The organism is Streptosporangium sp. NPDC004379 (assembly GCF_042873875.1).
GTDB lineage: Bacteria > Actinomycetota > Actinomycetes > Streptosporangiales > Streptosporangiaceae > Streptosporangium.
In genome coordinates this window covers 118,062-141,191 of sequence record NZ_JBIAMC010000019.1, presented here as the reverse complement: position 1 = coordinate 141,191, position 23,130 = coordinate 118,062, and the positions used below count along the sequence as shown (strand labels likewise).

The 23,130-nt window shown below is 72.3% G+C and carries 22 protein-coding genes; 10 read left to right on the top strand and 12 right to left on the bottom strand.

Annotation, left to right across the window (positions count from 1 at the left end; translation table 11 throughout):
* Positions 1–230: 230 nt before the first annotated feature.
* Both ACFYSC_RS31605 and ACFYSC_RS31600 read left to right on the top strand, forming a co-directional pair.
* Positions 231–1,091, top strand: a complete 861-nt coding sequence (locus ACFYSC_RS31605; protein ID WP_389968917.1) for an IS5 family transposase — start codon at positions 231–233, stop codon at positions 1,089–1,091.
* A gap of 370 nt (positions 1,092–1,461) precedes the next feature.
* Positions 1,462–2,028: a histidine phosphatase family protein gene (locus tag ACFYSC_RS31600; protein WP_389968915.1), complete on the top strand. Its 567-nt coding sequence runs from the start codon at positions 1,462–1,464 to the stop codon at positions 2,026–2,028.
* 106 nt (positions 2,029–2,134) lie between these two features.
* On the opposite strand, the gene ACFYSC_RS31595 is transcribed toward ACFYSC_RS31600, so the two are convergent.
* The 3 genes from ACFYSC_RS31595 to ACFYSC_RS31585 all read right to left on the bottom strand — a co-directional run bounded on the left by ACFYSC_RS31595 (position 2,135) and on the right by ACFYSC_RS31585 (position 3,663).
* Positions 2,135–2,635 carry an HIT family protein gene (locus ACFYSC_RS31595; protein ID WP_389968914.1) on the bottom strand — a complete coding sequence of 167 codons (501 nt, stop codon included), beginning with the start codon at positions 2,633–2,635 and terminating at the stop codon, positions 2,135–2,137.
* A 143-nt stretch (positions 2,636–2,778) separates the two neighbouring features.
* A complete protein-coding gene (locus ACFYSC_RS31590) occupies positions 2,779–3,090 on the bottom strand; it encodes a hypothetical protein (protein WP_389968912.1) in 312 nt (103 codons plus the stop codon).
* A 6-nt stretch (positions 3,091–3,096) separates the two neighbouring features.
* Positions 3,097–3,663, bottom strand: coding sequence for an NAD-dependent epimerase/dehydratase family protein (locus tag ACFYSC_RS31585; RefSeq protein ID WP_389968910.1), 567 nt, complete (start codon positions 3,661–3,663; stop codon positions 3,097–3,099).
* A gap of 114 nt (positions 3,664–3,777) precedes the next feature.
* On the opposite strand from ACFYSC_RS31585, the gene ACFYSC_RS31580 reads away from it, so the two are divergent.
* Positions 3,778–4,698, top strand: a complete 921-nt coding sequence (locus ACFYSC_RS31580) for a LysR family transcriptional regulator (RefSeq protein WP_389968908.1) — start codon at positions 3,778–3,780, stop codon at positions 4,696–4,698.
* Positions 4,699–4,731: 33 nt separating this feature from the next.
* On the opposite strand, the gene ACFYSC_RS31575 is transcribed toward ACFYSC_RS31580, so the two are convergent.
* Positions 4,732–5,538 (bottom strand): hypothetical protein, encoded by an 807-nt coding sequence (locus ACFYSC_RS31575; RefSeq protein WP_389968906.1) that lies wholly within the window; start codon positions 5,536–5,538, stop codon positions 4,732–4,734.
* A gap of 86 nt (positions 5,539–5,624) precedes the next feature.
* A complete protein-coding gene (locus ACFYSC_RS31570; protein WP_389968905.1) occupies positions 5,625–6,518 on the bottom strand; it encodes a LysR family transcriptional regulator in 894 nt (297 codons plus the stop codon).
* 120 nt (positions 6,519–6,638) lie between these two features.
* On the opposite strand from ACFYSC_RS31570, the gene ACFYSC_RS31565 reads away from it, so the two are divergent.
* Positions 6,639–7,943: an FAD-binding oxidoreductase gene (locus tag ACFYSC_RS31565; RefSeq protein WP_389968903.1), complete on the top strand. Its 1,305-nt coding sequence runs from the start codon at positions 6,639–6,641 to the stop codon at positions 7,941–7,943.
* A 272-nt stretch (positions 7,944–8,215) separates the two neighbouring features.
* Positions 8,216–9,334 carry a multiple monosaccharide ABC transporter substrate-binding protein gene (gene chvE / locus ACFYSC_RS31560; protein WP_389968901.1) on the top strand — a complete coding sequence of 373 codons (1,119 nt, stop codon included), beginning with the start codon at positions 8,216–8,218 and terminating at the stop codon, positions 9,332–9,334.
* A 41-nt stretch (positions 9,335–9,375) separates the two neighbouring features.
* Here chvE and ACFYSC_RS31555 read toward each other — a convergent pair whose 3' ends face one another.
* Positions 9,376–10,566 (bottom strand): RNA-guided endonuclease InsQ/TnpB family protein, encoded by a 1,191-nt coding sequence (locus tag ACFYSC_RS31555; protein WP_389968899.1) that lies wholly within the window; start codon positions 10,564–10,566, stop codon positions 9,376–9,378.
* 191 nt (positions 10,567–10,757) lie between these two features.
* Between ACFYSC_RS31555 and mmsA the strand changes: the two genes are divergently transcribed.
* The 3 genes from mmsA to ACFYSC_RS31540 all read left to right on the top strand — a co-directional run bounded on the left by mmsA (position 10,758) and on the right by ACFYSC_RS31540 (position 14,643).
* A complete protein-coding gene (gene mmsA, locus ACFYSC_RS31550) occupies positions 10,758–12,323 on the top strand; it encodes a multiple monosaccharide ABC transporter ATP-binding protein (RefSeq protein ID WP_389968897.1) in 1,566 nt (521 codons plus the stop codon).
* Between the two features lie 6 nt (positions 12,324–12,329).
* Entirely contained in the window at positions 12,330–13,598 is a 1,269-nt protein-coding gene (mmsB, locus tag ACFYSC_RS31545; protein ID WP_389968895.1) for a multiple monosaccharide ABC transporter permease, read from the top strand.
* A 61-nt stretch (positions 13,599–13,659) separates the two neighbouring features.
* Entirely contained in the window at positions 13,660–14,643 is a 984-nt protein-coding gene (locus ACFYSC_RS31540) for a LacI family DNA-binding transcriptional regulator (protein ID WP_389968926.1), read from the top strand.
* A gap of 114 nt (positions 14,644–14,757) precedes the next feature.
* Here ACFYSC_RS31540 and ACFYSC_RS31535 read toward each other — a convergent pair whose 3' ends face one another.
* Positions 14,758–15,411, bottom strand: coding sequence for a TetR/AcrR family transcriptional regulator (locus tag ACFYSC_RS31535; protein WP_389968893.1), 654 nt, complete (start codon positions 15,409–15,411; stop codon positions 14,758–14,760).
* Positions 15,412–15,578: 167 nt separating this feature from the next.
* Between ACFYSC_RS31535 and ACFYSC_RS31530 the strand changes: the two genes are divergently transcribed.
* The gene (locus ACFYSC_RS31530; RefSeq protein ID WP_389968890.1) at positions 15,579–17,147 is read left to right on the top strand and encodes an FAD-dependent oxidoreductase; all 1,569 of its coding nucleotides are present in this window, start codon (positions 15,579–15,581) and stop codon (positions 17,145–17,147) included.
* Positions 17,148–17,225: 78 nt separating this feature from the next.
* Here the strand turns inward: ACFYSC_RS31530 and ACFYSC_RS31525 are convergent, their stop codons facing one another.
* The 5 genes from ACFYSC_RS31525 to ACFYSC_RS31505 form a co-directional block, all read right to left on the bottom strand.
* Positions 17,226–18,083 (bottom strand): alpha/beta fold hydrolase, encoded by an 858-nt coding sequence (locus ACFYSC_RS31525; RefSeq protein ID WP_389968888.1) that lies wholly within the window; start codon positions 18,081–18,083, stop codon positions 17,226–17,228.
* Positions 18,080–18,673, bottom strand: a complete 594-nt coding sequence (locus tag ACFYSC_RS31520) for a TetR-like C-terminal domain-containing protein (protein WP_389968886.1) — start codon at positions 18,671–18,673, stop codon at positions 18,080–18,082. The genes ACFYSC_RS31525 and ACFYSC_RS31520 overlap by 4 nt, the downstream gene beginning before the upstream one ends.
* 154 nt (positions 18,674–18,827) lie before the next feature.
* Positions 18,828–19,658 (bottom strand): ammonia-dependent NAD(+) synthetase, encoded by an 831-nt coding sequence (gene nadE / locus ACFYSC_RS31515; protein WP_389968884.1) that lies wholly within the window; start codon positions 19,656–19,658, stop codon positions 18,828–18,830.
* Positions 19,659–19,961: 303 nt separating this feature from the next.
* Positions 19,962–21,305, bottom strand: coding sequence for an APC family permease (locus tag ACFYSC_RS31510; protein ID WP_389968882.1), 1,344 nt, complete (start codon positions 21,303–21,305; stop codon positions 19,962–19,964).
* Positions 21,306–21,403: 98 nt separating this feature from the next.
* Complete coding sequence (locus ACFYSC_RS31505; RefSeq protein WP_389968880.1) at positions 21,404–22,234, bottom strand: SDR family oxidoreductase; 831 nt, start codon at positions 22,232–22,234, stop codon at positions 21,404–21,406.
* A 247-nt stretch (positions 22,235–22,481) separates the two neighbouring features.
* Between ACFYSC_RS31505 and ACFYSC_RS31500 the strand changes: the two genes are divergently transcribed.
* A complete protein-coding gene (locus tag ACFYSC_RS31500; protein ID WP_389968878.1) occupies positions 22,482–22,967 on the top strand; it encodes a MarR family winged helix-turn-helix transcriptional regulator in 486 nt (161 codons plus the stop codon).
* The last annotated feature ends 163 nt before the right edge of the window (positions 22,968–23,130 follow it).

Genomic DNA, 23,130 nt, shown 5'->3' with positions numbered 1-23,130 from the left:
ACGGATATGAACGAGCTGTTCGGGGGTCACGCCCGCATCGAACCATCACCCGGACGACCCGACCAGCCACAACAGCCTGACCTAACAAAGCACTATTAGGGCGTGTCTCGTGATCTTGGTGCTGGTAGTGCGGACTCCACGGTGGTCCGCGCGCATCAGCACGCGGCCGGAGCACGACACGCCCCGGCGTTGGACCTGCCTTCAAAGGGGAAGGTGAAGATCACAAAGGGGTGACGGCTAGCCGGGAGGCGCTGGGCCGGTCCCGCGGCGGACTGTCCACAAAGATTCACCTGGTCGCCGACCGGCGCTGCCGCCCGATTGTCACCCTGCTCACTCCCGGCCAGCACGGTGACAGCCCACGGTTCATCCCGCTCATCGACTCCATCCGCATCCGCCGCCCCGGCGGGGTGGGCAGGCATCGCAAGCGTCCCGTCCGCGTGCTGGCCGACAAGGCATACTCCTCCAAAGCCAACCGCGCCTACCTGCGCCAACGCGGCATCAAGGCCGTGATCCCCATCAAGAAGGACCAAGCCGCCCACCGCGCCAAGCGCGGTTCCAGGGGCGGACGGCCACTCGCTTTCGACCGCGAGGCCTACAAGGAACGCAACACCGTCGAGCGCTGCGTCAACAAGCTCCGCCAGCACCGTGCCGTCGCCACCCGCTACGACAAACGACAACTCATCTACCAGGGCATCCTCAACGTCGCGTCAATCCGTATCTGGCTCCGCGACCCCGTCCCGTGGCATCCCTGCAAGATCGAAATCGGGTGGTGTCCTGCACGCCTCACCCGTCATAATCCGGGCATGTTCGTTGTCACAGTGACCTACACGGCGCCGCTCGAGGACGTAGATGAGTGGCGGCCGGCCCACGGCGAATGGCTGAAGGGCCTCATCGCCCGGCGGCTGTTTCTGGTGGTCGGACGCCAGGTGCCTCTGGTCGGTGGCATCTACCTGACGGCCGATATGCCTGCCGAAGAACTCGCTCAGATCCTGGCCACCGATCCCTATGCCCTCAACAGTGTCGCCACGCACAGCGTCGTGGAATTCACCCCACTGCTCGTCGCAGACGGCCTGGAGAGCCTCAAGAGCTAAACCACCGATACTGGGGGTCTTCACCACACCGAATCAAGATCACGGGACACGCTCCAGTCAGGCCCGTGAATCCTGTCACCGGGGTGTTCAACCGGTGAGAAGATCGGGGGTGCTCCGAACAGCGGACTCGGTACTCGCACGATTGCCGGAACCGCTGCACGCACTCGCACTGAAACACTGTCAACCGCTGAGGTTCACGGTGGTGGGTGGGGCGGCGTTCTCGGTCGACAACGCGGTGCTCTATAGGTTGAAGCCGACCGACTTGCGGCCACTACGTGATCTTTGATCGTCGTCACGACACTCGATGATCACGGTGGCCGCACGCGTTTGTGTACTCGCTCACCGGAATGTCTTTGAAGGAGGACGTCACGTGCGTTGGCTGGACGTGCGCCGGCACAGCCTGACCAAGAAAGGCGCGGCGCGTGGCCGCGGGTCGCATCTGTCGGCTGACGGCATCACACTGGCCCGATTCATCGGCTCTGAAGCCGGCCCCTACGAGCGGGTCGTCACCAGTTCGTCTCCTCGGGCCGTGGAGACCGCTGTCGCGATGGGTTTCGCCGTTGACGACACCATGGAGATGCCGTCGGGTTATGTGTCCGAGGAGATTCCCCGGCACGCACAATGGGGCTGGACCGACCCCTACCGGCGGCTCGCGGGGATCATCCAGGAGGGCCGGGCCGCGGCGGCCGTGGCCGAGACTCTCCGAGTGATCTGGGTGGACACGGTCGGTGACGTCGCGGAGGACCGCTCGGCGCTCCTGGTCGGGCATGGAGGGGCGATCGAACTGGCGTTGGTGGCGTGCTTTCCGGATGCTTCACACGATTCCTGGGGGACGCCGTTCGCGCACTGCGACGGTGCGCGCCTCGGCTTCGCCGACGGTCATTTCGTGAGCATCGAATTCCACCGGGCGCCGCAGAGCCCCGTCCCGCCGAGTTGAAGTTCGCTGACCGCGGCCGGAGCGCTAGGAGGGAATCTCGTCCCGCTGATGTGGGCACAGGCCGACGATGGCGATCCTGGCTATGTAAGCACACCCCGCACCCAGGCTAGACGGCCAGGACGCCCCTTACCCTTGCGGCCAGGGCGGCAAGCTCCTCGGGCGTGTGTTCGACGATCCCGCCCTCCGCCATGAGCGCGTGGTACTGCTGCTGTTCGTAGGGAACGCCGGGTGGCAGGGCGGCGATGTGCCAGTGCAGGTGGGCGTTTCCCTGCTGACTGCCCAAGGACAGCAGGTAGGTGCGCTCGCAGGGCACGCTCGCCTCCAGGGCGAGAGCCACTCGGCGCACCACCCGCATCACCGCGATGAACCGGTCCTCGTCGAGATCTCGCACGACGTGTTCGACGTGGACCTTGGGCGCCACAATGACATACCCGGGCAGAGCCGCGAAGCGGGCGAGAAACCCGATGTGGGTGCCGTCGTCGTAGACGATCTCTTCCGGCTGGCCGGGGTCTCCGCTGACGATCGCGCAGATGAAGCAGGGCCCGGTCCGGGAGCGACGGCTGTAGCTTTCCACATCGAAGGGCACGCGCTTGATCGGGCCGGTCATCACACTCCTCGATGGAACGCGAGGTCTTCATGTGATTGATCATCTTATGCGTCGAGGCCGGCCGCGTGGGGGGCGCGGTCAGCGGCTGCGAGGCCGTCGGCCAGGCATGGCGGCGAAGGAGAGCGACCGGTGAGGCTGCGGGTTCAGCCCGTGAAGTAGTGTCCCGCGTTCAGGTCGGCGATGAGCCCGGGCCGGTCGGGGTGCCAGTCCAGCAGCTTCCGGGTCAGGGCGGAGGAGGCCGGGGCGTCCAGCGTGGTGAAGAGGGCCAGCCAGCCGAAGTGCTCGTCCGCCTCCCGCGCGGGGATCGCGGTCACCGGCACGCCGAGCCCGTGCCCGATGGCGTCGGCGACGTCGCGTAGCGGCACGCCCTCCTCGGCGACGGCGTGCAGCCGCGCGCCCGCGGGGGCCTTCTCCAGCGCCAGCCGGTACAGGCGGGCGGCGTCCAGCCGGTGCACGCTCGCCTAGCGGTGGCCGCCGTCGCTCACGTAGGCGGAGACGCCCTTCGCGCGGGCGATGCCGATCGCGGTCGCGACGAATCCCGGGTCGCCCTCCCCGTGCACCAGCGGCAGCCGCAACACCGAGACCCGCACCCCGCGCTCCGCGAACGACAGCGCCACCTGCTCGGCGGCCCCCCGGGGCGAATGCGTGCCCGGCTCGTCCTCCTCGGTGCCGACACGGCCGGGCGGGAGCAGACCGGTGCCCGAGGTGACCACGAGCGGCCGGCCGGAGCCCGCCAGCGCCTCGCCGAGCGCCGCGATGGCCCGCCGGTCGGTCTGGTTGGCGGCCTCGAAGTTCGCGAAGTCGTGCACGAAGGCCAGGTGGATGACGGCGTCCGCGGCGGTGGCCCCGTCGCGCAGACCGGCGAGGTCGTCGAGCGAGCCCGGGTGGGGCTCGGCTCCCGCGGCCCTCAACGCGGCGGCGGCCTCGTCCGTACGGGCCAGGCCGGACACCTGGTGCCCGGCCTCGATGAGCTCGCGGACGACGGCGGAGCCCACGAAGCCCGTGGCGCCGGTGACGAAAACACGCATGACGATCTCCTTTTCAGCGGTGCTCCCATCGTCGGAGCCGGTGCCGTACGGCGTCCAAAGCCTGTTCCTCATCGGGCAATACGTCTCAGGCATCACCGCAGTAGGCTGCGGGGTATGCCCGACTCGCCCGACCTCGATCTGCGGCTCGTGCGCTACTTCACGGCGGTCGCCGAGCACCGGCACTTCGGCCGTGCCGCCGAGGCCCTGCACATCACCCAGCCGTCGCTGAGCCGGCAGATCCGCGGCCTCGAACGGCAGCTGGGCGCCCGCCTGCTCGACCGCACCCCGCAGGGCACGCGGCTCACCGAGGCGGGCGAGGTCTTCCTGCCCCGCGCCAGGACGCTGCTGCGCTCGGCCGCCCAGGCGGCGGCGCAGGCCCGTGCCGCCGCCCGGCCCAGCCGGATCACGATCGGGTACACGGCGGGCCTCATCGTCACCCCGGCCGTGCGTGACCTGCGCCACCTGCACCCGGACGCCGACGTGCGCACCTCCCACCTGGCCTGGAACGAGCCGCGGCCCGCCCTGTTCGACTACCGTGTGGACGCGGTGGTGACCCGGCTGCCGTTCGCGACGGACGGGCTCGACGTGACGGTCCTGTACGACGAGCCGCGCATGCTGCTGCTCTCGCGCGACCATCGCCTCGCGGGCAGGGAGTCCGTGACGCTGGACGACATCGCCGACGAGCCGCTGCCCCGGCTGGCCGACCCGGACCCGGCCTGGGAGGCGTACTGGCGCATCGATCCCAGGCCCGACGGCCGCCCGGCTCCCGACGGCCCGCTCATCTCCGGCATCGAGGACAAGTTCGAGCTGATCGCCGCCGGGGAGGCGGTGGCCATCGCGGCCGGTTCGGTCTTCGTCAGCCTCCGCCCGGACATCACCTCGATCCCTCTGGAGGGCGTCGAGCCGAGCCACGTCGTGCTGGCGACCCGGGCCGGCGACCGCAACCGCCTGGTGCCGGCGTTCCGCAGGTCCGCCAAGGCGCTGCTCACCGGTTCGCGGGCGGCCCCGAGGGCTTCGGCGGCCTCGGCGTCCTGATCGGCGACGCCGGAAGCGGCCTCGGTGGGCCGGTCATGGATCGGCGTCGGGCACCCGCTGCGCGGCGGCGTAGGCGCCCTCGCGCACCCGCTGGATCCATCCGGCCGGGCTCAGCCCGGGGATCGGATGCCTGAGCGGGTCGAAGCGGACCGGCTCGTCGTCGTCCGTGCGGGCGGGGCCGCTCAGTTCCAGCACGCCGAAGCGCTCCCACGGCCCGGCGGGGGAGGCCACCACCAGGTCGAACACCAGCGGACGCGCGGCGGCCACGCGGGCGAGCGCGCCGAGCCGGGCGGGGGAGGCCCAGGAGCGCCGCGCCACCGCGCCGAGCAGCACCCTGCCGCAGCCCGCCGCGCCGTACGGCAGCAGCGAGCCGTACAGGCCCGGCGCCCACCGGACGGCGGGCCGCAGCAGGCGGCGGCCGGGCACGGTGCGGCCGGTGGTGGCCAGCAGCAGTTCGGCGACGACGTCCGGGGCGGCCTCCGCGCCGCTCCCGGTCATCCCGGTTCCTCCTGCCTCCCCGGCGTTCCCGCCTTTCCCGGTGTCCTCCGCGCCGGCGGTGTCACCGGGCGCCGGCTGCCGCCACCGTACGGCCAGGCCCAGCACGTCCGGCGACGGATACGGCAGACCCGCCGACCGCGACAGCCGGGCGATCCCGCGCAGTTCCGCCGCCTCGTCCAGGAACGCCGCGCCCCTCGGGCTCGGCGCGCCGTGCAGGTGGAGCGCGGCGTCGAAGAGCAGCCCCACCGGGTGCAGGGGCCGGCCGCGGCGGATCCGCGCCACCGTCCCGAAGACCGCCGCGAGTCCCGCCCTCGCGGCGGAGGTCACCGGTCCCTGCCTCACGCGTTCCTCCCCCTCGTCCTCGTCGTCGGCGGCGCGCCGTGCCACCTCGTTACCCGTGGCGACGCGGCCGAACCCGGGTGCCGTGCTCAGGTGGCGCCGGTGAGGTCGCGGGCGGCCTCGGCGAAGGTGCGGAGGCGGGCGGTGGCGTTGTCGGCGCGCCACAGCAGGCCCCAGTGCAGCGGCGGGGCGTCCTCGAAGGGGACGTAGGCGACGTCGGGGCGGACGTAGTAGCGCCTGGCCTGCGCGCCGACCGGGAAGACGCCGTGTCCGGCGCCGACGAGGGTGAGCGCCTCGTTGAAGGTGGCGGCCTGGGGGCCGCGAGCGATCGGCTTCCCGGACGGCGTGGCGGACGGGGTGCGGTCGAGGCGCAGCGAGTCGGGCAGCGTGGCGGGGAGCTGGAGCAGCGTGACCCGGGCCAGGTCCTCCAGGCGAATCGAGGCGCTGCGGGCGAAGGGATGCCGGGCCGGGACGGCGAGCATGCGCGCCTCCGACATCAGCACCGGCCCGGTGGCGATGCCGGGCTCCTCGACGGGGAAGGTGGCCAGGGCGACGTCGATCTCGCCGTCGCGCAGCCAGGGCATGAGGTCGGTCATCTGCGCCTCGCGGAGCAGGACGTCGCAGTCGGGCCGGCGTCGCCGCAGCAGTTCCGCGGCCCCGACCAGCAGCTGCCCGCCCGCCGCGCCGACGAAGGCGACCCGCAGCGTGCCGGTCAGGCCGCGGCCGCTCGCCACGGCCTGCTCGAAAGCGCCGGTGATCTGGTCCCAGGCGGGGCGCACGCCCTCGTACAGCCGCCGTCCCGCCGCCGTCAGCTCGACGCGGCGGCTGGTGCGCTCGAACAGCGGGACGCCGGTACGGCGCTCCAGTTTGGCGATCGTCTGGCTGATCCGGGCGGTGGACACGCGCAGCCGCTCGGCGGTCCGGCCGAAGTGCAGCTCCTCGGCGAGGGTGAGGAACGCCTCCACCTCGTGCCGCTCCAGCATGACCCTCCCATCGTTAACCCGGGCTTCACGATCCTTACACAGGACCGCATTGATCGGCCGCTCGCCCCGGCCGAGAGTGGAGCCGTCCGAAAACCCCCTGATCTGCGAGGAAAAAAGACCATGAACTCCCTGACCGCCCTGCGCTCCGCCGTCCGCGGCCGGGTCCGGCTGCCGGGCGACCCAGGTTTCGACGCCGCCCGCCGCCCCTGGAACCTGGCGATCGAGCAGACGGTGGCGGCCGTGGTGGAGGCCGCCGACGCCGACGACGTGGCCGCGCTGGTCCGCCACGCCCGCGCCGCCGGGCTGGGGGTGGCGGCGCAGCCGAACGGGCACGGCGCCACCGGCCGCACCGACGGTGTGATCCTGCTGCGCACCGCCCGGCTGGACACCCTGGAGATCGACCCGGACGCCCGGCGCGCCCGCGTCGGCGCGGGCGTGCCCTCGGGGCGGGTGCAGGCCGCCGCCGCGCCGTACGGCCTGACCGGTCTGCCCGGCAGCTCCCCGGTCGTCAGCGTCACCGGCGCGGCCCTCGGCGGCGGGCTGAGCTGGTTCGGCCGCGCCCACGGCTGGATCGCCGACGGCGTCACCGCCCTCGACGTCGTCGACGCCGACGGCCTGCGGCGGCGCGTCACCGCCGACGCCGACCCGGACCTGTTCTGGGCACTGCGCGGCGGAGGCGGCGACTTCGCGATCGTCACCGCCCTGGAGCTGACCCTGCACCCCGCGCCGCGCCTGTACGGCGGGCGGATGCTGTGGACGGCCGGGCACGCCCCGGCCGTCCTGGACGCCTACCGGCGTGTCACCGCCGACGTGCCCGGGGAGCTGACCGTCTGGCTGGACCTGCTGCACTTCCCCGGCTCGGATCCCATGGTCGCCGTCGACGTCACCCACCTCGGCGGTGCGGACGAGGCCCGCGACCTGCTCGGTCCGCTGGAGCGCCTGCCCCGGCCGCTGTCCGACAGCCGGCGCGTCATGCCGGTCTCCGAGATCGGCTCCATCACCGCCGAGCCGACCGATCCCGGCCCGGGACTCTCGCGCGCCGAGCTGCTGACCGGCCTGGACGACGCCGCGGCCGAGACCCTGCTGGCCGACCCGATCGCCCCGCTGTTGAGCGCCCAGATCCGCCACCTGGGAGGCGCGTTCGCCCAGCCCTCCGACAGCCCGCACGGCCCGCTGGCCGAGCCGTACGCGCTCTACCTGTTCGGAATCCCGGCGGACCCGGCGACCGCGGAGGCCGTCACCGTCCGGCAGCGCGCCCTCGCCGAGGCGCTGCCCGTCAGCGGGCGCAAGCCCCTCACCTTCCTGGGCCCTGGCGAGACCGCGGCCGACGCCTTCGCTCCCGCGGCGCTGGAGCGGCTGCGCGAGATCAAGCGCCGCCGTGACCCGCACGGCGTCATCCGCGGCAACTTCCCCGTTCTCGGCTGACCTCGTCCGGGCGTGTCCTCCGCCCTCGGGGCTTCCCGGCCGCCCCGCCTGCGCGCGGGGCGGCCGAAGCGTTACGAACGGGTTTCCGGGAGGTTAGCCGGAACCATTGACACCATCTTTGTTAGCGATAACAATCGGCTCAGCGAACACGCCTTTCATTCCGGTCATCACGTTATGTGACTGTTTGACGCTTCTTATGCCTCGGTGACGGCCGGCACGAGCGTTGCCGGGGCCCGCTGGATGACCCCCCGATCCGCAAGGAGATGTGCACGATGAGGTTGGCACGAATCGCGGGCGCGCTGTCCGCCGTCGTACTCGCCGCCACCATGACGGCCTGCGGCTCCAGCCAGAAGACGGTGGACACCCAGGCCTCCGCCGACAGCGGCGGCGGCGCGGCCGGCGCGCTGATCGGCGTCACCATGCCCACCAAGTCCTCCGAGCGCTGGATCCACGACGGTGACAACGTCAGGTCGCAGCTGGAGAAACTGGGCTACAAGGTCGACCTGCAGTACGCCGAGAACGACATCCCCACCCAGGCCAACCAGATCGAGAACCAGATCACCAAGGGCGCCAAGCTGCTGATCGTCGCCTCCATCGACGGCACCGCGCTGACCTCCCAGCTCCAGCAGGCCGCCGACAACAAGATCCCGGTCATCGCCTACGACCGCCTGATCCGCAACAGCCCCAACGTCGACTACTACGCCACCTTCGACAACTTCAAGGTCGGCGTCCAGCAGGCCACCTCGCTGCTGAAGGGACTCGGCGTCGACGGCGGCAAGAAGGGCCCGTTCAACGTCGAGCTGTTCGGCGGCTCGCCCGACGACAACAACGCCACCTTCTTCTGGAACGGCGCCATGTCGGTGCTCAAGCCGAAGATCGACGACGGCACGCTGAAGGTCAAGAGCGGCCAGACCGACTTCAAGACCGCCGCGATCCTGCGCTGGGACCCCGCCACCGCGCAGCGGCGCATGGAGGACATCCTCACCAAGACCTACACCGGCGACGCCAAGGTCGATGGCGTGCTGTCGCCCTACGACGGCCTGTCCATCGGCATCCTGTCGGCGCTCAAGAGCAACGGCTACGGCACCGGCGCCCAGAAGTACCCGGTCGTGACCGGCCAGGACGCCGAACTCGCCTCGGTGAAGTCGATCATCGCCGACGAGCAGTACTCCACCATCTTCAAGGACACCCGCAAGCTCGCCGAGACGACCGTCAAGATGGCCGACGCCGTCCTCAAGGGCGGCAAGCCCGAGGTGAACAACACCAAGGACTACGACAACGGCAACAAGGTCGTCCCCTCCTACCTCCTCGACCCGGTGATCGTCGACAAGGACAACTACAAGGACGTCATCGTCGGCGGCGGCTACTACACCGAAGACCAGCTGAATTGACATCCTCCCCCGCGGAAGGCGGGGGATTCCAACCCTTTGTCCTACGCGATGAGGAGGCCAGGTTGAGGTTCGCGGTGCGTCGGCCCGGTAACCCGTGGCCCTTCCCGCGCAGCCACGGCATGCCCTGCCGCGTGTGCGAGGTTGCGTGCGGCGTTCACATCCGCGTGCCCGACATGATGGCAGGAGCGGCACCGGAAGCGCGCTTGGCTCTCACGCGCCCTCCGATCCACGACCCCGCACACCGAGCAGCACTGACTGGTGAACGCCGGGTCTACCCGGATTACCCGGCCGGGCGCCTTGTCCTCCAGACGGGTGAGGAGCATGCTCCAACCGTTGGCGAGGATGCCGCGGTTCAGCCCGGCCTTCTGCCGCACCCCGCGGCCCGGCTTCTCCAGGGTGCCGCGGGCCGAGCGGGTCATCGCGGCGACCTTGAGGTCCTCGACCGCGATGACGTCGAACCGGCGCGCCAGATCGGTGCTGGTCTTCTCCACCCAGTCCTTACGGCGATCCTTGCGCCGCGCTTTCAGCCGGGCGAGGGCGGCTTTGACCTTCGCCCGCCGGGCCGAGCCGGGCTTGGCGCGGGCGAGCCTGCGCTCCAAGCGCCGCAGTCGTGCCTGCTCCGTCTCCCGCAGGGGCGCGACGGTGAGCAGCTCGCCGGTGGACAGCGCCGCCGAGACCACCACACCCCGATCCACGCCCACGGCTTCACCGTTGCCCGGCGCGGGAATCGGCTGAGGAACGGCGGCGAAGGCGACATGCCAGCGCCCGGCCCGATCCCGGGCCACCCGGTAGGACTTCACCCCGGCTGGCACCGGCCGCGACCAGCGAAAGCGAACCCACCCGACCTTGGGGATCCGCACTTCGCCGACATGGCGCGACAGGCGGCGCACGTCCTCGGCTTTGACCGCGACGATGCGGAAGCCCTCGCTCCGGCCGCGTTTGCGCCAGCCCGGCTTGTCGTGCGTGCCGCCGAAGAAGTTGGCCATCGCCTGCGCGAAATCCTTGAGTGCTTGCTGCTGCACGACGACCGACCCTTGGGCCAGCCAGGGGCAGGCGGCGCGGGCCTCGGTGAGCTGGCGGCACTGCTCGGCGAAGCCCGGGGCGCTGCCGCGTCCGGGCCACCAGAAGGAGTACTGCTCGACGGCGAGGTTCCACACGTACCGGGCATGGCGGCAGTGCTCTGCCAGCGTCGCTTCCTGGGTGGGGGTGGGCCGCAGCCGGTAGCGAGACACACACGAAATATTACTGACCGTCATCGAACTGTCGTTGGTGAAACAAGAAAAACCCCCTACCTGATCGTGCTGCGTTTCCTTCCCGCACTGAAGGGCGGGGACTCCATGCCGCAGATTCATGGTGACGAAAGGCGTGTCCGAGACCCCAGGTGGTCCTGGGCGTCCCAAGACCGAGGGGCCTCCTTCCCGCGATGACCGACCAGAAGACCGACCACGAGTCCGACCAGAAGTCCGACCACATCCTGCGGATGAGCGGGATCACCAAGACCTTCCCCGGCGTCAGGGCGCTGCAGGACGTCACCCTGTCGGTACGGCGGGGCGAGATCCACGCGATCTGCGGAGAGAACGGCGCCGGCAAGTCGACGCTGATGAAGGTGCTGTCCGGGGTGCACCCGCACGGCGACTACGAGGGCGAGATCGTCTTCGACGGCGCCCGCTGCGAGTTCGGCGGCATCCGCGACAGCGAGCGCGCGGGCATCGTCATCATCCACCAGGAGCTGGCGCTCAGCCCGCAGCTGTCGATCGCCGAGAACATCTTCCTGGGCAACGAACGCGCCAGGCGCGGGATCATCGACTGGAACCGCACCAACCACGAGGCCGCCGAGCTGATGAGGCGGGTCGGCCTGCGGGAGAACCCGGTGACGATGGTCGCCGACATCGGCGTGGGCAAGCAGCAGCTCGTCGAGATCGCCAAGGCGCTGTCGAAGCGGGTGAAGCTGCTCATCCTCGACGAGCCGACCGCCGCGCTCAACGACGAGGACTCCGCGCACCTGCTGGACCTGCTGCGGGGCTTGCGCGGGGAGGGCATCACCTGCGTCATCATCTCCCACAAGCTCAACGAGGTGACCGCGATCGCCGACTCCGTCACCGTCATCCGCGACGGGCGGACGATCGAGACGCTCGACATGGCCGGCGGCGGCGTCACCGAGGACCGCATCATCTCCGGGATGGTGGGCCGCGCCCTGGACAACCGCTTCCCGCCGCACGAGCCGTCCATCGGCGAGGAGGCGCTGCGCATCGAGGACTGGACGGTGCACAGCCCCACCCAGCCCGGCCGCAAGGTGGTCGACGGCGCGAGCCTCACCCTGCGCCGCGGCGAGATCGTCGGACTGGCCGGGCTGATGGGCGCGGGCCGCACCGAGCTGGCGATGAGCGTGTTCGGGCGGGCCTACGGCACCGACATCTCCGGCAGGATCTTCAAGGACGGCAGGCAGGTCCGGATCCGCACCGTCCAGGACGCCATCGAGCACGGCCTGGCCTACGCCACCGAGGACCGCAAGCGCTACGGCCTCAACCTCATCGACGACGTCAGGCGCAACATCTCGGCCGCGGGCCTGGCCGGGCTGTCGCGCCGCGGCTGGGTCGACGAGCGCGAGGAGTACAAGGTCGCCGAGGAGTACCGCCGGAGCATGAACATCAAGGCCCCCGGCGTGTCCAGCGTGGTCGGCAAGCTCAGCGGCGGCAACCAGCAGAAGGTCGTGCTGTCGAAGTGGATCCTCACCCAGCCCGACGTGCTGATCCTCGACGAGCCGACCCGGGGCATCGACGTCGGCGCCAAGTACGAGATCTACACGATCATCAACCGGCTGGCCGACCAGGGCCGGGCGATCCTGGTGATCTCCTCGGAGCTGCCGGAGCTGCTGGGCCTGTGCGACCGCATCTACACCCTCTGCGAGGGCCGCGTCACCGGTGAGGTGCCGCGCCGGGAGGCCACGCAGGAACGCCTCATGCACCTGATGACCAAGGGACAGGAGTAAGCCCTCATGAGCAGCATCACCCCCGCCGAGGTGGCGGCCGGGACCGGGACCGGGGCCGGGGACCCGGAGGAGCCGCGGCGGCCGGGACGGGTGTCGCTGGGCGGGCTGTCGCTCAACCTGCGCTCCAGCGGCATCTACATCGCCTTCGCCCTGATCATCGCGCTGTTCTCGGTGCTCACCGACGGGGCCCTGCTCCAGCCGCAGAACATCTCCAACATCATCGTCCAGAACTCCTACGTCCTCATCCTCGCCATCGGGATGATCCTGATCATCATCGCCGGGCACATCGACCTGTCGGTGGGCTCGGTGGTCGCGGTGACCGGCGCGCTGGCCGCGGTGCTCATGGTCGACATGGGCCTGCCGTGGCCGGCGGCGCTGGCGGCCACGCTGGTGGCCGGCGGCCTCGTCGGCGCCTGGCAGGGGTTCTGGATCGCCTACTTCGGCATCCCGGCGTTCATCGTGACGCTCGCCGGAATGCTGCTGTTCCGCGCGCTCACCCTGACCGTGCTGGGCAACCAGGGCATCGGCCCGTTCCCCGACGCGGTCCGCACCCTCTCCAACGGCTTCACCGACGGCTACCTCGGCAACATCGGCCTCGGCCCGCTGGGCGGCGCCGACCTGTTCAGCCTGCTGGTCGGCCTGATCGCCGTCGCCGGCATGGTCACGGCGCAGTGGCGCGCCCGCCGGGCACGCGCCGGATACGGCCAGACCGTGGACCCGTTGCCGCTGTTCGCCCTGAAGATGGCGGCCGGGACGGCGCTGATCCTCTTCCTGGTCGTGCAGCTCGCCCGGTTCAAGAATCTTCCCTGGGTGCTGGTGCTGCTGGCGGTGCTGGTGCTCGGCTACTCGCTGCTGGCCGGCCGTACGGTCTTCGGCCGCCGGATCTACGCCATCGGCGGCAATCTGCACGCGGCCGTCATGTCCGGGGTCAAGGTCAAGCAGGTCGTCTTCTGGATCTTCGTTAATATGGGGGTGCTGTCGGCCGTCGCCGGCGTCATCTTCGCCGGACGGCTCAACCAGGCCGGCCCGACGGCGGGCGCCAGCTTCGAGCTCGACGCGATCGCCGCGGCCTTCATCGGCGGCGCCGCCGTACAGGGCGGCGTCGGCAAGGTCGCCGGGGCGATCACCGGCGGCCTCATCATGGCGGTCATCAACAACGGCATGTCCCTGATCGGCTCACCCAGTGAGCGGGTCATGCTCGTCAAGGGGGCCGTCCTGCTGGCGGCCGTCGCGTTCGACGTCTGGACCAAACGCCGAGCCGGAACCGCTCGCTGACCCGGGTGGCCGGCCGAAAGGAGAGACCGTGGCACCGCCTGCCGGGCACCGCCCACCGATCATGGCCGACGTCGCCAGAGAGGCCGGTGTGTCGCATCAGACGGTCTCGCGGGTGCTCAACGACCACCCCAACGTCCGGGCGGCCACCCGGACCCGGGTGCTGGAGGCGATCGACCGGCTCGGCTACCGCCGTAACCTCGCCGCCCGCGCCCTGGTCACCAGGAGCTCGCGGACGCTCGGCGTGGTCAGCTTCGACACCACCCTGTACGGCCCGGCCAGCACCGTCTACGGCATCGAGCAGGCCGCCAGGACCGCCGGCTACTTCGTCAGCATCGTGAGCCTGAAGTCGATCGACGCCGCAAGCGTCGGCGACGCCATCGACTACCTCGCCGACCAGGGCGTCGACGGCGTCGTGGTCGTCGCGCCGCAGCGCTCGGCGGCCCGCGCCCTGGAGAGCCTGCCTCCCGGCCTGCCCGCGGTGGCCGTCGAGGGCTCGCACCGGACCGACGTGCCCGTGGTCTGCATCGACCAGGCCGAGGGCGCCAGGCTCGCCACCCGGCACCTGCTGGAGCTGGGCCACGAGACGGTCTGGCACGTGGCCGGCCCGGCCGACTGGCTGGAGAGCGAGGGCCGGATCGAGGGCTGGCGGACCACCCTGGAGGCGGCCGGCCGTACGGTGCCCGAGCCGCTGTTCGGCGACTGGAGCCCCCGCTCGGGTTACGAGGCGGGCCGGAACCTGGCCGGGATCGGCGGGGTGACGGCGGTGTTCGTGGCCAACGACCAGATGGCGCTCGGCCTGCTGCGGGCGCTCACCGAGGAGGGGGTGCGGGTCCCCGAGCAGATCAGCGTCGTGGGGTTCGACGACATCCCCGAGGCGGAGTTCTTCTCACCTCCGCTCACCACGGTCCGGCAGGACTTCGCCGCGGTGGGCCGGCAGTGCATCGAGGTGCTGCTGCGGCGGATCGACGTGCCGGGGACCTGCGAGGGCGAGCGGCTCGTCGTGCCGCCCGTCCTCGTCATCAGGTCCAGCTCCACGGGGCGCTGACCCGGCCCGCGGCGGCGGTGACGGGCCGTCGCCGCGTCGTGGTGCCCGCGGGCCGGGGGCCGGGGCGGCGGCGGGACGCGCCGGGCCGGTCACGCCGTTTCCCGAGGCGGGAGTTCACCGACGCCGGTGGCGGAGTGCTCGTCGCTCCGCGGCGTCGAGCGCGGGTGCGAGGGACGCGAGCGTGGTGCGTAGGAGGTCCGGCAGCGAGCCGGCCGGCACGACGAGCCCACTGGCCGTGGCGGACGAGACGGTCGTCCGCAGCCACCGTTCGAGCACCACGCGGACCGCGGCGGCCACGCTCGCCGCGAGCACCCGTGCGGTGTGCGTGTCGCCGTCGCCGAGACGCCCGGCGATGGCTTCGGTGAGGGGATGTTCGATCGCGGTGGTGGCGTCGATGAACGCGTCGCGCAGCGCGGGGCGGGTGGTGATCAGCAGCAGCGCGTCCCGGCCGGATGCGTCCGGGGCGGTGTACTGATCCACGACGGCCTCGATGACGGCGTCGGCGAGGCCGACGCCGTCGGGACGGTCGGCCACCGCCGCCGCGATCCGTGCCTCCCGTTCGCCGGTGACGGCGGCGACGATCGCCTGCTCCCGGCTGGAGAAGTAGTTGTTGTACGTCCTCGGCGAGACGCCGGCGGCCTCGGCGATGTCGTCGACGCGGACGTTGTCCGGCCCGCGCTCAAGAGCCAGCCGCAGGGCCGCCTCGCGTAGGGCCTCCCGGGTGGCCTGCTTCTTCTGTTCGCGCAGTCCCGTTCGTCGTGTCGTCACCGTGCCAGCATAGCTTAGATGCGTGCGCGCAAATTTGCGCGTACGCATCTTTTTGTCTAGCCTGGCGTCCTCGCTCCGGCTTCACCACCCTCGCTGGGCGCCGTCACGGCCGGCCGCGTCCCTGTGCTTCGGCGCGCCGCCCGTCCTCCGCGAACCAAGGAGAAAACGTGATCACAGATGTCGTCATCAGCGGCGGCGGCCCGAACGGGCTGATGCTGGCCTGCGAGCTGAGCCTGGCGGGGGTCCGGCCGCTCGTGCTGGAGCGGCTGCCCGAGCCGAGCGAGGAACCGAAGGCGAACGGGCTGCTCGGCCAGGTCGTGAGAATGCTCGACCACCGCGGCCTGCACGAACCTCTCAGCGGCAGCCCGGAACCGCCGCGGCCGAACTCCGCGTACTTCATGTTCGGTGCGATGGGCCTGGACCTGAGCCTGCTGGAGGACAGCCCCGTCCACGCCCTGCCGGTGCCGCAGCGACGCATCGTGCAGGTCCTGCGGGAGCGCGCCGTCGAACTGGGCGTGGAGATCCGGTGGGGACACGAGGTCACCGGCCTGTCACAGGAACAGGACGGCGACGCGGTCACCGTCGACGTCGCGGGCCCCGAGGGGGAGTACCGCCTGAGAGCCCGCTACCTGGTCGGGGCCGACGGGGCCCACAGCACCACGCGCAAGCTCTCCGGCATCGGATTCCCCGGCGTCACCTACGACCGGATGACCGTCCGCTCGGCGCACGTGACGGTCCCGGCGGACCGGATCGATCCCGCGACCGGTGCGCTGAACGTGCCCGGCCACGGCGCCGTCATGCCGTTCCTGCCCCACCGCACCGAGCACGGAGGGTTCTCCTACGCGCCGATGCCCGGCCACCCGCCGCTGGTCAGCACCACCGAGTGGGACCAGCCCGCGACCGGCGCCCCGATGAGCCTGGAGGAGCTGCGGGTGAGCGTCCGCCGCGTGCTCGGCGTCGACGTGCCGCTCGGGCCGCCCGAGGGCCGGGGGCCGCACGTGCTGCGCCGGCTGACCGGCGGCAACACCCGGGTCGCCGAACGGTTCGCCGACGGCCGGGTGTTCCTGATCGGTGACGCCGCCCACGTGTACTCCGCCACGGGAGGCGGCCCGGGGCTCAACCTCGGCCTGCAGGACGCGGTCAACCTCGGCTGGAAACTCGCCGCCGAGATCCGGGGGAGCGCCCCGTCCGGACTGCTGGACACCTACGAGACGGAGCGGCGATCGGCCGCCCGGCGCATGGTGCTGAACGCGCAGGCACAGGCGGCCCTGATCGCCCCCGGCGACGACGTCACCGGACTGCGCGAGGTGTTCGCCGAACTGCTCCGCGACCCGGGCACCGTGCGGCGCCTGGCCGAGCTCACCGCGGGCGCCGACGTCCGCTACGACATGGGCGAACCCGCGCCGCATCCGCTGACCGGCCGCTTCGCCCCGGACCTGGAACTGCACACCCCGGCCGGACCGGTACGGCTGGCCGAGCTGACCAGGACCGCACGCCCGCTCCTGCTGGACCTGACCGAAGGGGCATGGCTGGCGGAGACACCCGCCCTGCGCCACGACCGGGTCGACGTCGTCGCGGCGCGCTCCCAGGCACCCGCGCCCACCGCCCTGCTCCTTCGGCCGGACTGCCATGTGGCCTGGGCGTCCTCGTCGCCCCGGCCCGATCCCACGGAGATCGAAGCACTCCGGGCGGCCCTGCGGCGGTGGTTCGGTGTCACCGAACCCGCCCACGCCTGACAGGAGGCAACGGAGACGCCGGCGGAGCGGACGAAGGCGCCCGCGACGGGGTCCCGCGAGCCGGAGATCTCCTCATGGTCACCGGGATCCCAGCAGCTCGCGCAGCAGCTCGCCGAACTCGGCGGGGTGCGTGCTGAGGCCCGTGTGCCCGCCGGGGAAGCGGACGAACTCGGCGCCGAGCAGTTCGGCCAGGAAGGCGGCGCAGCGGTGGGGCAGCTCGCCGTGGGATTCGGCCCCGCCCGCGAGCACGAGCCGCTCCGACAGGGCCGCCAGGCGCTCCACGTCCGGGGCGTAGGCCATGAAGGCCGGCACGATCCGCCCGAGGAAGTAGGGCATGTCGGCCATGGTCCGCTCGACGCGCGCCGCCGCCCGCGGCGTCAGCCCGGCGGCGGGCGGCGCCGCCGGGGCCGCCGGGGTCGCGGCGGGTGCGCCGGGCGCCCTGAGGCCGGCCGCGAACACGGCCGCCGCGGGCATCAGCCCCTCCCGGTGGAAGACGTCCTGGACGCGGGCGAGCATGGCGCGGTGCTCGGAGGCGTCCGGCAGCACCTCCACCACCGGCGGCTCGTGCGCCACGACGCGTTCGACCCGATCGGGGCGGGTGGCCAGCAGGTGCAGCGCGACGATCGCGCCCGAGCTGCAGCCGGCCACGCGGGCGGGCGTGTCCGGCGACAGCAGGTCCAGCAGCGCGAGCGCGTCGTCGGCGTGCCGCGCGACGTGCTGCGGCGCCTCCGGGTCGTCCAAAGGGCTGCGGGACAGGCCGCGCGGGTCGTAGGAGACGACCGTGCGGCCGTCGGCGAGGTCGTCGGCGACGTCCTCGAAGGAGGCCGCTCCGCCCGTTCCGCCGGAGATCAGCAGCACGAGCGGGCCCTCCCCGCGCACCTCGTAGTGCAGGGTCGCGCCGTCCGCGCGCAGGCGGCCGATGGCCGGGGGAGTCATCGCGGGTCTCCTTCGTCGGGTGCGGGCCAGTGCTCCAGGAGGGAGTGCAGGGCGTCCAGGCAGCGGACCCAGGACTCCTGCGCGGGGCGCGCGTGCGCGAACCCGCCCGCGGCCTCCAGGCTGACGAAGCCGTGCAGCGTGCTGCGCATCAGCCGGACCGCGTCGGTCAGGTCGGGCTCGGTCAGCGCGTAGGCGCGCAGCATGCTGTAGGTCAGCTCGACCGCGCGCCGCGGCCCGGCGGCCCGGGCCAGGAGCTCGGGGTCGATCCGCATCGGGATCTGCGTCGCGGTGTAGCGGCCCGGGTGGTCGTGGGCGTACGCCCGCCAGGCGTCGGCGTAGGCCACCAGCGCGTCCTTGCCCGCCCGCCCGGCGGTGGCCTCGGCGATGCGGATGGTCTTCTCGTCCGCCCCCAGCAGGGAGATGCGCCCGCGCAGGTCGTCAAGGCCGCGGACGTGCGCGTACAGGCTGGCGTCCTTGACCCCGAGCCGCCGGGCCACCGCCGACATGGTCAGGTGGTCGAGCCCTGCCTCGTCCGCCAGCTCGGCGGCGGCGAGCGTCACCCGCTCCGCGGTCAGCCCGGCCCGCACCATGCGCGTCCCACCCTTCCCTAGGCATATTCGCTAGAAACTAATGGTCCTAGTTTCTGTGTCGAGGCCGAGGCTAGAGGGGAGGCGGCGCCCCCGTCAAACGGCGGCGCCCACCCGCCCCGGAGATTCCGGGGCGGGTGGGCGCCGGGGGAGACGCTCAGGGGGCGATCGGCGGCTGCCGCTTGTGCTCGGTGAGCCGGTAGCGGCGGACGATCGTCTCGAAGGCGGCCCCATCGACCGGCTCGCCCTCCAGGAAGTCGTCGATGTGGTCGTAGGCGACGCCGAGCGCCTCCTCGTCGGGCCTGCCCGGGTTCAGCGTCTCCAGGTCCGCGGTCGGGATCTTGCCGACCAGCTCCGGCGGCGCGCCCAGAGCCTGGGTCACGGCCCGTACCCGCCGCTTGGTCAGGCCGGCGAGCGGCACCACGTCGGCCGCGCCGTCACCGAACTTGGTGAAGAAGCCGGAGACCGCCTCGGCGGCGTGGTCGGTCCCCACGACCAGCCCCCCGTGCGCGCCCGCCACCGCGAACTGGACGATCATGCGCTGCCGCGCCTTGATGTTGCCGTGCACGAAGTCCTGCTGGTGGGCGTCGCGGAAGGCCATGCCACCGGCCAGCAGCGCCTCCAGCGCGGCGTCGCTGGCGGGCTTCACATCCACGGTCAGGACCTGGTCGGGCCGGATGAACTCCAGCGCCAGCCGCGCGTCCTTCTCGTCGGCCTGGTCACCGTACGGCAACCGCATCGCGTAGAACGTCGCCTCCCGCCCGGCGGCGCGGACCCGCTCGACGGCGAGCTGGCACAGCCGGCCCGCGGCGGTGGAGTCCACTCCGCCGCTGATGCCCAGCACCAGCGCGCGCAGGCCCGTGGAGGTCAGCTGGGCGGTGAGGAAGGCGACCCGGTGCTCGATCTCCCGCTGCGCGTCGAAGGACACGCTCACCCGGAGATCCCGGGCGATCTCCTGCTGCAGGGACATGGATGCCGGATCGGTCACGGTGGCTCCTCGGTCGGGCCCGCGGGCCCTCAGACGGGGTCGGCACGCGCCGCCGGGCCGGGACCCCGGGCGCGGGGGACGTAAGCACTCTAGGGGAAGACCGCGAAGCCCGGCTCGGGGCGGGGCCGCCGAGACGTCCCCGCTCCCGAAGCGCCACGGGCGGAACCCGGTGACCGCCGCCTCCCCGAGGGGGACGATCGGCACGGACCGCGCCCGCGCGGACTTCCCAGAGTCCGCCTGACCTTTCCTGAGGAAGGCGGTGTAAACACACGCGTGGACCGGCGGCCCCGTGGACGGGTCACGCTACGGTGCCGTCCGGCCTCGACCACCGGACGCGGCCGGCGCCGCCCGGCGCCGCAGGACCAGCCACCGGCCGGCCAGTCCGGCGGCGAACATGGCCGCGCCGGCGAGCACCGACTGCCACGGCAGGGTGACCACCAGGGTCAGGCAGCCGGCGACGCCGAGCACGTTGAGCCAGCGCGGCCGGCGGCGGTCGGCCGCGGGCTGGGTGAACGCCGAGGCGTTGGCGATCGCGTAGTAGACGAGCACGCCGAACGAGGAGAAGCCGATCACGCCGCGCAGGTCGGCGACGGACACCAGGACGCAGACCACCACCGCCAGGGCGATCTCGGCGTGGTGCGGCACCCGGTGGCGGGGATGGACGGCGGCGAGCCCGCCGGGCAGGTCGCGGTTGCGGGCCATGGCCAGGACGGTGCGGCCGACACCGGCGATCAGGGCCAGCAGAGCCCCCAGCGCCGCCAGCGCGCCGCCCGCCCGCACCACCGGGGCCAGGAAGCCGGCGCCCGCCGCCTCGACCGCGGTGGTCAGCGGCGCACCGGAGGCGGCGAGCCGGTACGGCCCGGCCGCCAGCAGCGCCGCGACCCCGACCACCAGGTAGACGGCCACGGCGACGAACAGGGCGATCTCGATCGCCCGCGGGATGGTGCGGCGCGGGTCGCGGACCTCCTCGCCCATGGTGGCGATGCGGGCGTAGCCGGCGAAGGCGAAGAACAGCAGCCCCGCGGCCTGCAGGACGCCGTAGACGCCGCCCGTCACCCGCCCGCCGCCCAGGTTCGCCGGGTCGGTGTGGCCGCCCGCCGCGATGCCCGCCACCACGACGGCCAGGGCGGTCAGGCTGGTGGCGACGAGCACCCGGGTGAGCAGGGCCGTCCTGGTCACCCCGTGGTAGTTCAGCGCGGTCAGCCCCAGCACCGCCGCGACGGCCAGGGCGCGCTGCGCCCACCAGGGGCCGGGCAGCGCGTAGGAGGCGAAGGTGAGCGCCATGGCGGCGCAAGACGCGGTCTTGCCGACGACGAAACCCCACCCGGCGGTGAACCCCCACCAGTGCCCCAGGCGCTCGCGGCCGTAGACGTAGGTGCCGCCGGAGACCGGGTAGACCGCCGCCAGCTGCGCGGAGGCGACCGCGTTGCAGTACGCGATCACCGCGGCGACCACCAGCCCGATCAGCAGACCGGCGCCGGCGGCACGCGCGGCGGGGCCGAACGCGGCGAACACCCCCGCCCCGATCATCGACCCGAGCCCGATGACCACCGCGTCGCCGGTGCCCAGCCGGCGCGCGAGCCGGTCGCCGCCGCCCCGGGACGGCTCGGAGGAGGGTGCGCCGTCGGGCCGTGGTCGGGACGCCACCGCCACCTCCTCGGCAACCGTTCGTCGGATGGGCCTGATGCATCGTCCCACGGCCCCGCCGGGTCAGGCCGCCCCGGCCTCCGCGTCCCGCTCCCCGGTCACGGGCGGTCCGCCCGGAAGTCGCCCGCGTGGTCCCGGGCCCAGGTCGCGAAGGTGCGCGCGGGGTGGCCGGTCAGCTCCGGCACGGCCCGGGTGAGTTCGACGGGACGTCCGTCGCAGGACTGCCACCAGTCCAGCAGCGAGTCGGCGTAGGGGGCGGGGATGTATCCGGCCGTCTCCCGCTTCCACTCCTCGCGGGTGACCTCGCGGAAGGGGACAGGACGGCCGGTCATCCGGCTCAGGATGCCGATCTGCTCGGCGAAGGTGAGCGACTCCGGGCCGGTGAGGGTGTACGGTCGCCCGCCCAGGCCCGGGTCGGCGAGCACGGCGAGGGCGGCCTCGGCGATGTCGGACTCGTGGATCGGGTCGCTGTGGGAGCCGGGGAAGGGCAGGCTGATCGGCCGGCCCGACCGCACGCTCCGGCTCCATGCGAGCGCGTTGCCCGCGAACGAGCCGGGCCGCAGCGACGTCGACCGGACGGAAGAGGCATCGAGCGCCCTCTCCACGTCCAGGTGGGACTTCGCCACCGGGCTGTCCCCGGCGTCAGGGGCGAGAACCGAGGAGGAGGACAGCAGCACGATGTGCTCGACGCCGGCGCGGACGGCCTCCTCGGCGAACGCTTCGGCGTACGACGGGTTGGCGTACAGGAAGACCGAGGTCACGCCCTTGAGCGCGGCGGCGAAGGTGGACGGGTCGGTGAGATCGCATCGGACGGTGTCCGGGCCGTCGGGCCGGCTGGACGCCACGCGGACAGGGAGGGCGCGCTCACGCAGCAGGCCGATGAGGGCCCGGGCGACGGCGCCGCGGCTTCCGGTGACGAGAACGGTCATCTCGATGGTTCCTTTCGATGGTGCGCCGGGGCCGTGCGGGGCCGTGCGTGGCATGGGCCGTACGGGGCCGCGGCGAATGAGGACGGCGCGTCGCCGTGCGGCGGATGCGGCACCGGAGAGTGAGGACCTACGGGTCCCTTTTCAGGAGGCGCATAAGATGCGACGCGACGCAGACTCTTTGATAGAAAGAATCTGTGTGACGAATAATCTTTGTGACGAAGATAAATTTGAGGCATGGAGGCACCGGGTGTCAAACCGATCGGAGTTGCTCGCGCGCGTCGTGGGGGAGAGTCAGCGGCACTACGCCGCCTACACGCTGTTCAACCAGGCGATGGCCGACCGGATCGGACTGCACCCCACCGACGTGCAGTGCATCGCGCTGCTCGACCTGGAGCCCGGACCGGTGACGACCGGCGAGATCGCCCGGCTCACGGGCCTGGCGTCGGGATCGGCGTCCCGGCTGGTCGACCGCCTGAAGAAGGCCGGTTTCGTACGGCGCCTGCCCGACCCGAACGACCGCAGGCGCGCCCTCGTCGCCCTGGTCCCCGACGCGGCCGGGCGGATCGAGGAGGCGTGGGACGTCCCGGGCCGGGCGTTCGGCGCGGCGCTGGATCACTACACCGACGAGCAGTTGGAGGTCATCGCCGACTACCTCCACCGGACCGCCGAAGTGGGCCGTGAGCAGGCCCGGCGGCTGACATCCGGAGATCCGCGGCCGCGGCCCGGCGGCTGACATCCGGGGGCGCCGCGGCGGTGGCCCGCCGACCGGCTCCCGAGGGGCCGTGGCCGTGACCCGCCGGTGGGATGGAGCGCCCGCCCCGCCGGAAACGCTCATGCCCCCGCCGGCGCGGCGGGGGCATGAGCGTGGGTGTGGTGCAGGTGGTGGGATCCTCCGT

What these genes read in the sequence shown, in the direction of transcription:
- mmsB (WP_389968895.1), top strand. Translation starts at nt 12,330, where the DNA reads ATGAGCAGCATCACCCCCGCCGAGGTGGCGGCCGGGACCGGGACCGGG.
- chvE (WP_389968901.1), top strand. Translation starts at nt 8,216, where the DNA reads ATGAGGTTGGCACGAATCGCGGGCGCGCTGTCCGCCGTCGTACTCGCC.
- ACFYSC_RS31525 (WP_389968888.1), bottom strand. Translation starts at nt 18,083, where the DNA reads ATGACTCCCCCGGCCATCGGCCGCCTGCGCGCGGACGGCGCGACCCTG.
- ACFYSC_RS31505 (WP_389968880.1), bottom strand. Translation starts at nt 22,234, where the DNA reads ATGACCGTTCTCGTCACCGGAAGCCGCGGCGCCGTCGCCCGGGCCCTC.
- ACFYSC_RS31585 (WP_389968910.1), bottom strand. Translation starts at nt 3,663, where the DNA reads ATGCGTGTTTTCGTCACCGGCGCCACGGGCTTCGTGGGCTCCGCCGTC.
- mmsA (WP_389968897.1), top strand. Translation starts at nt 10,758, where the DNA reads ATGACCGACCAGAAGACCGACCACGAGTCCGACCAGAAGTCCGACCAC.
- ACFYSC_RS31540 (WP_389968926.1), top strand. Translation starts at nt 13,660, where the DNA reads ATGGCCGACGTCGCCAGAGAGGCCGGTGTGTCGCATCAGACGGTCTCG.
- ACFYSC_RS31580 (WP_389968908.1), top strand. Translation starts at nt 3,778, where the DNA reads ATGCCCGACTCGCCCGACCTCGATCTGCGGCTCGTGCGCTACTTCACG.
- ACFYSC_RS31520 (WP_389968886.1), bottom strand. Translation starts at nt 18,673, where the DNA reads ATGGTGCGGGCCGGGCTGACCGCGGAGCGGGTGACGCTCGCCGCCGCC.
- ACFYSC_RS31595 (WP_389968914.1), bottom strand. Translation starts at nt 2,635, where the DNA reads ATGACCGGCCCGATCAAGCGCGTGCCCTTCGATGTGGAAAGCTACAGC.
- ACFYSC_RS31570 (WP_389968905.1), bottom strand. Translation starts at nt 6,518, where the DNA reads ATGCTGGAGCGGCACGAGGTGGAGGCGTTCCTCACCCTCGCCGAGGAG.
- ACFYSC_RS31565 (WP_389968903.1), top strand. Translation starts at nt 6,639, where the DNA reads ATGAACTCCCTGACCGCCCTGCGCTCCGCCGTCCGCGGCCGGGTCCGG.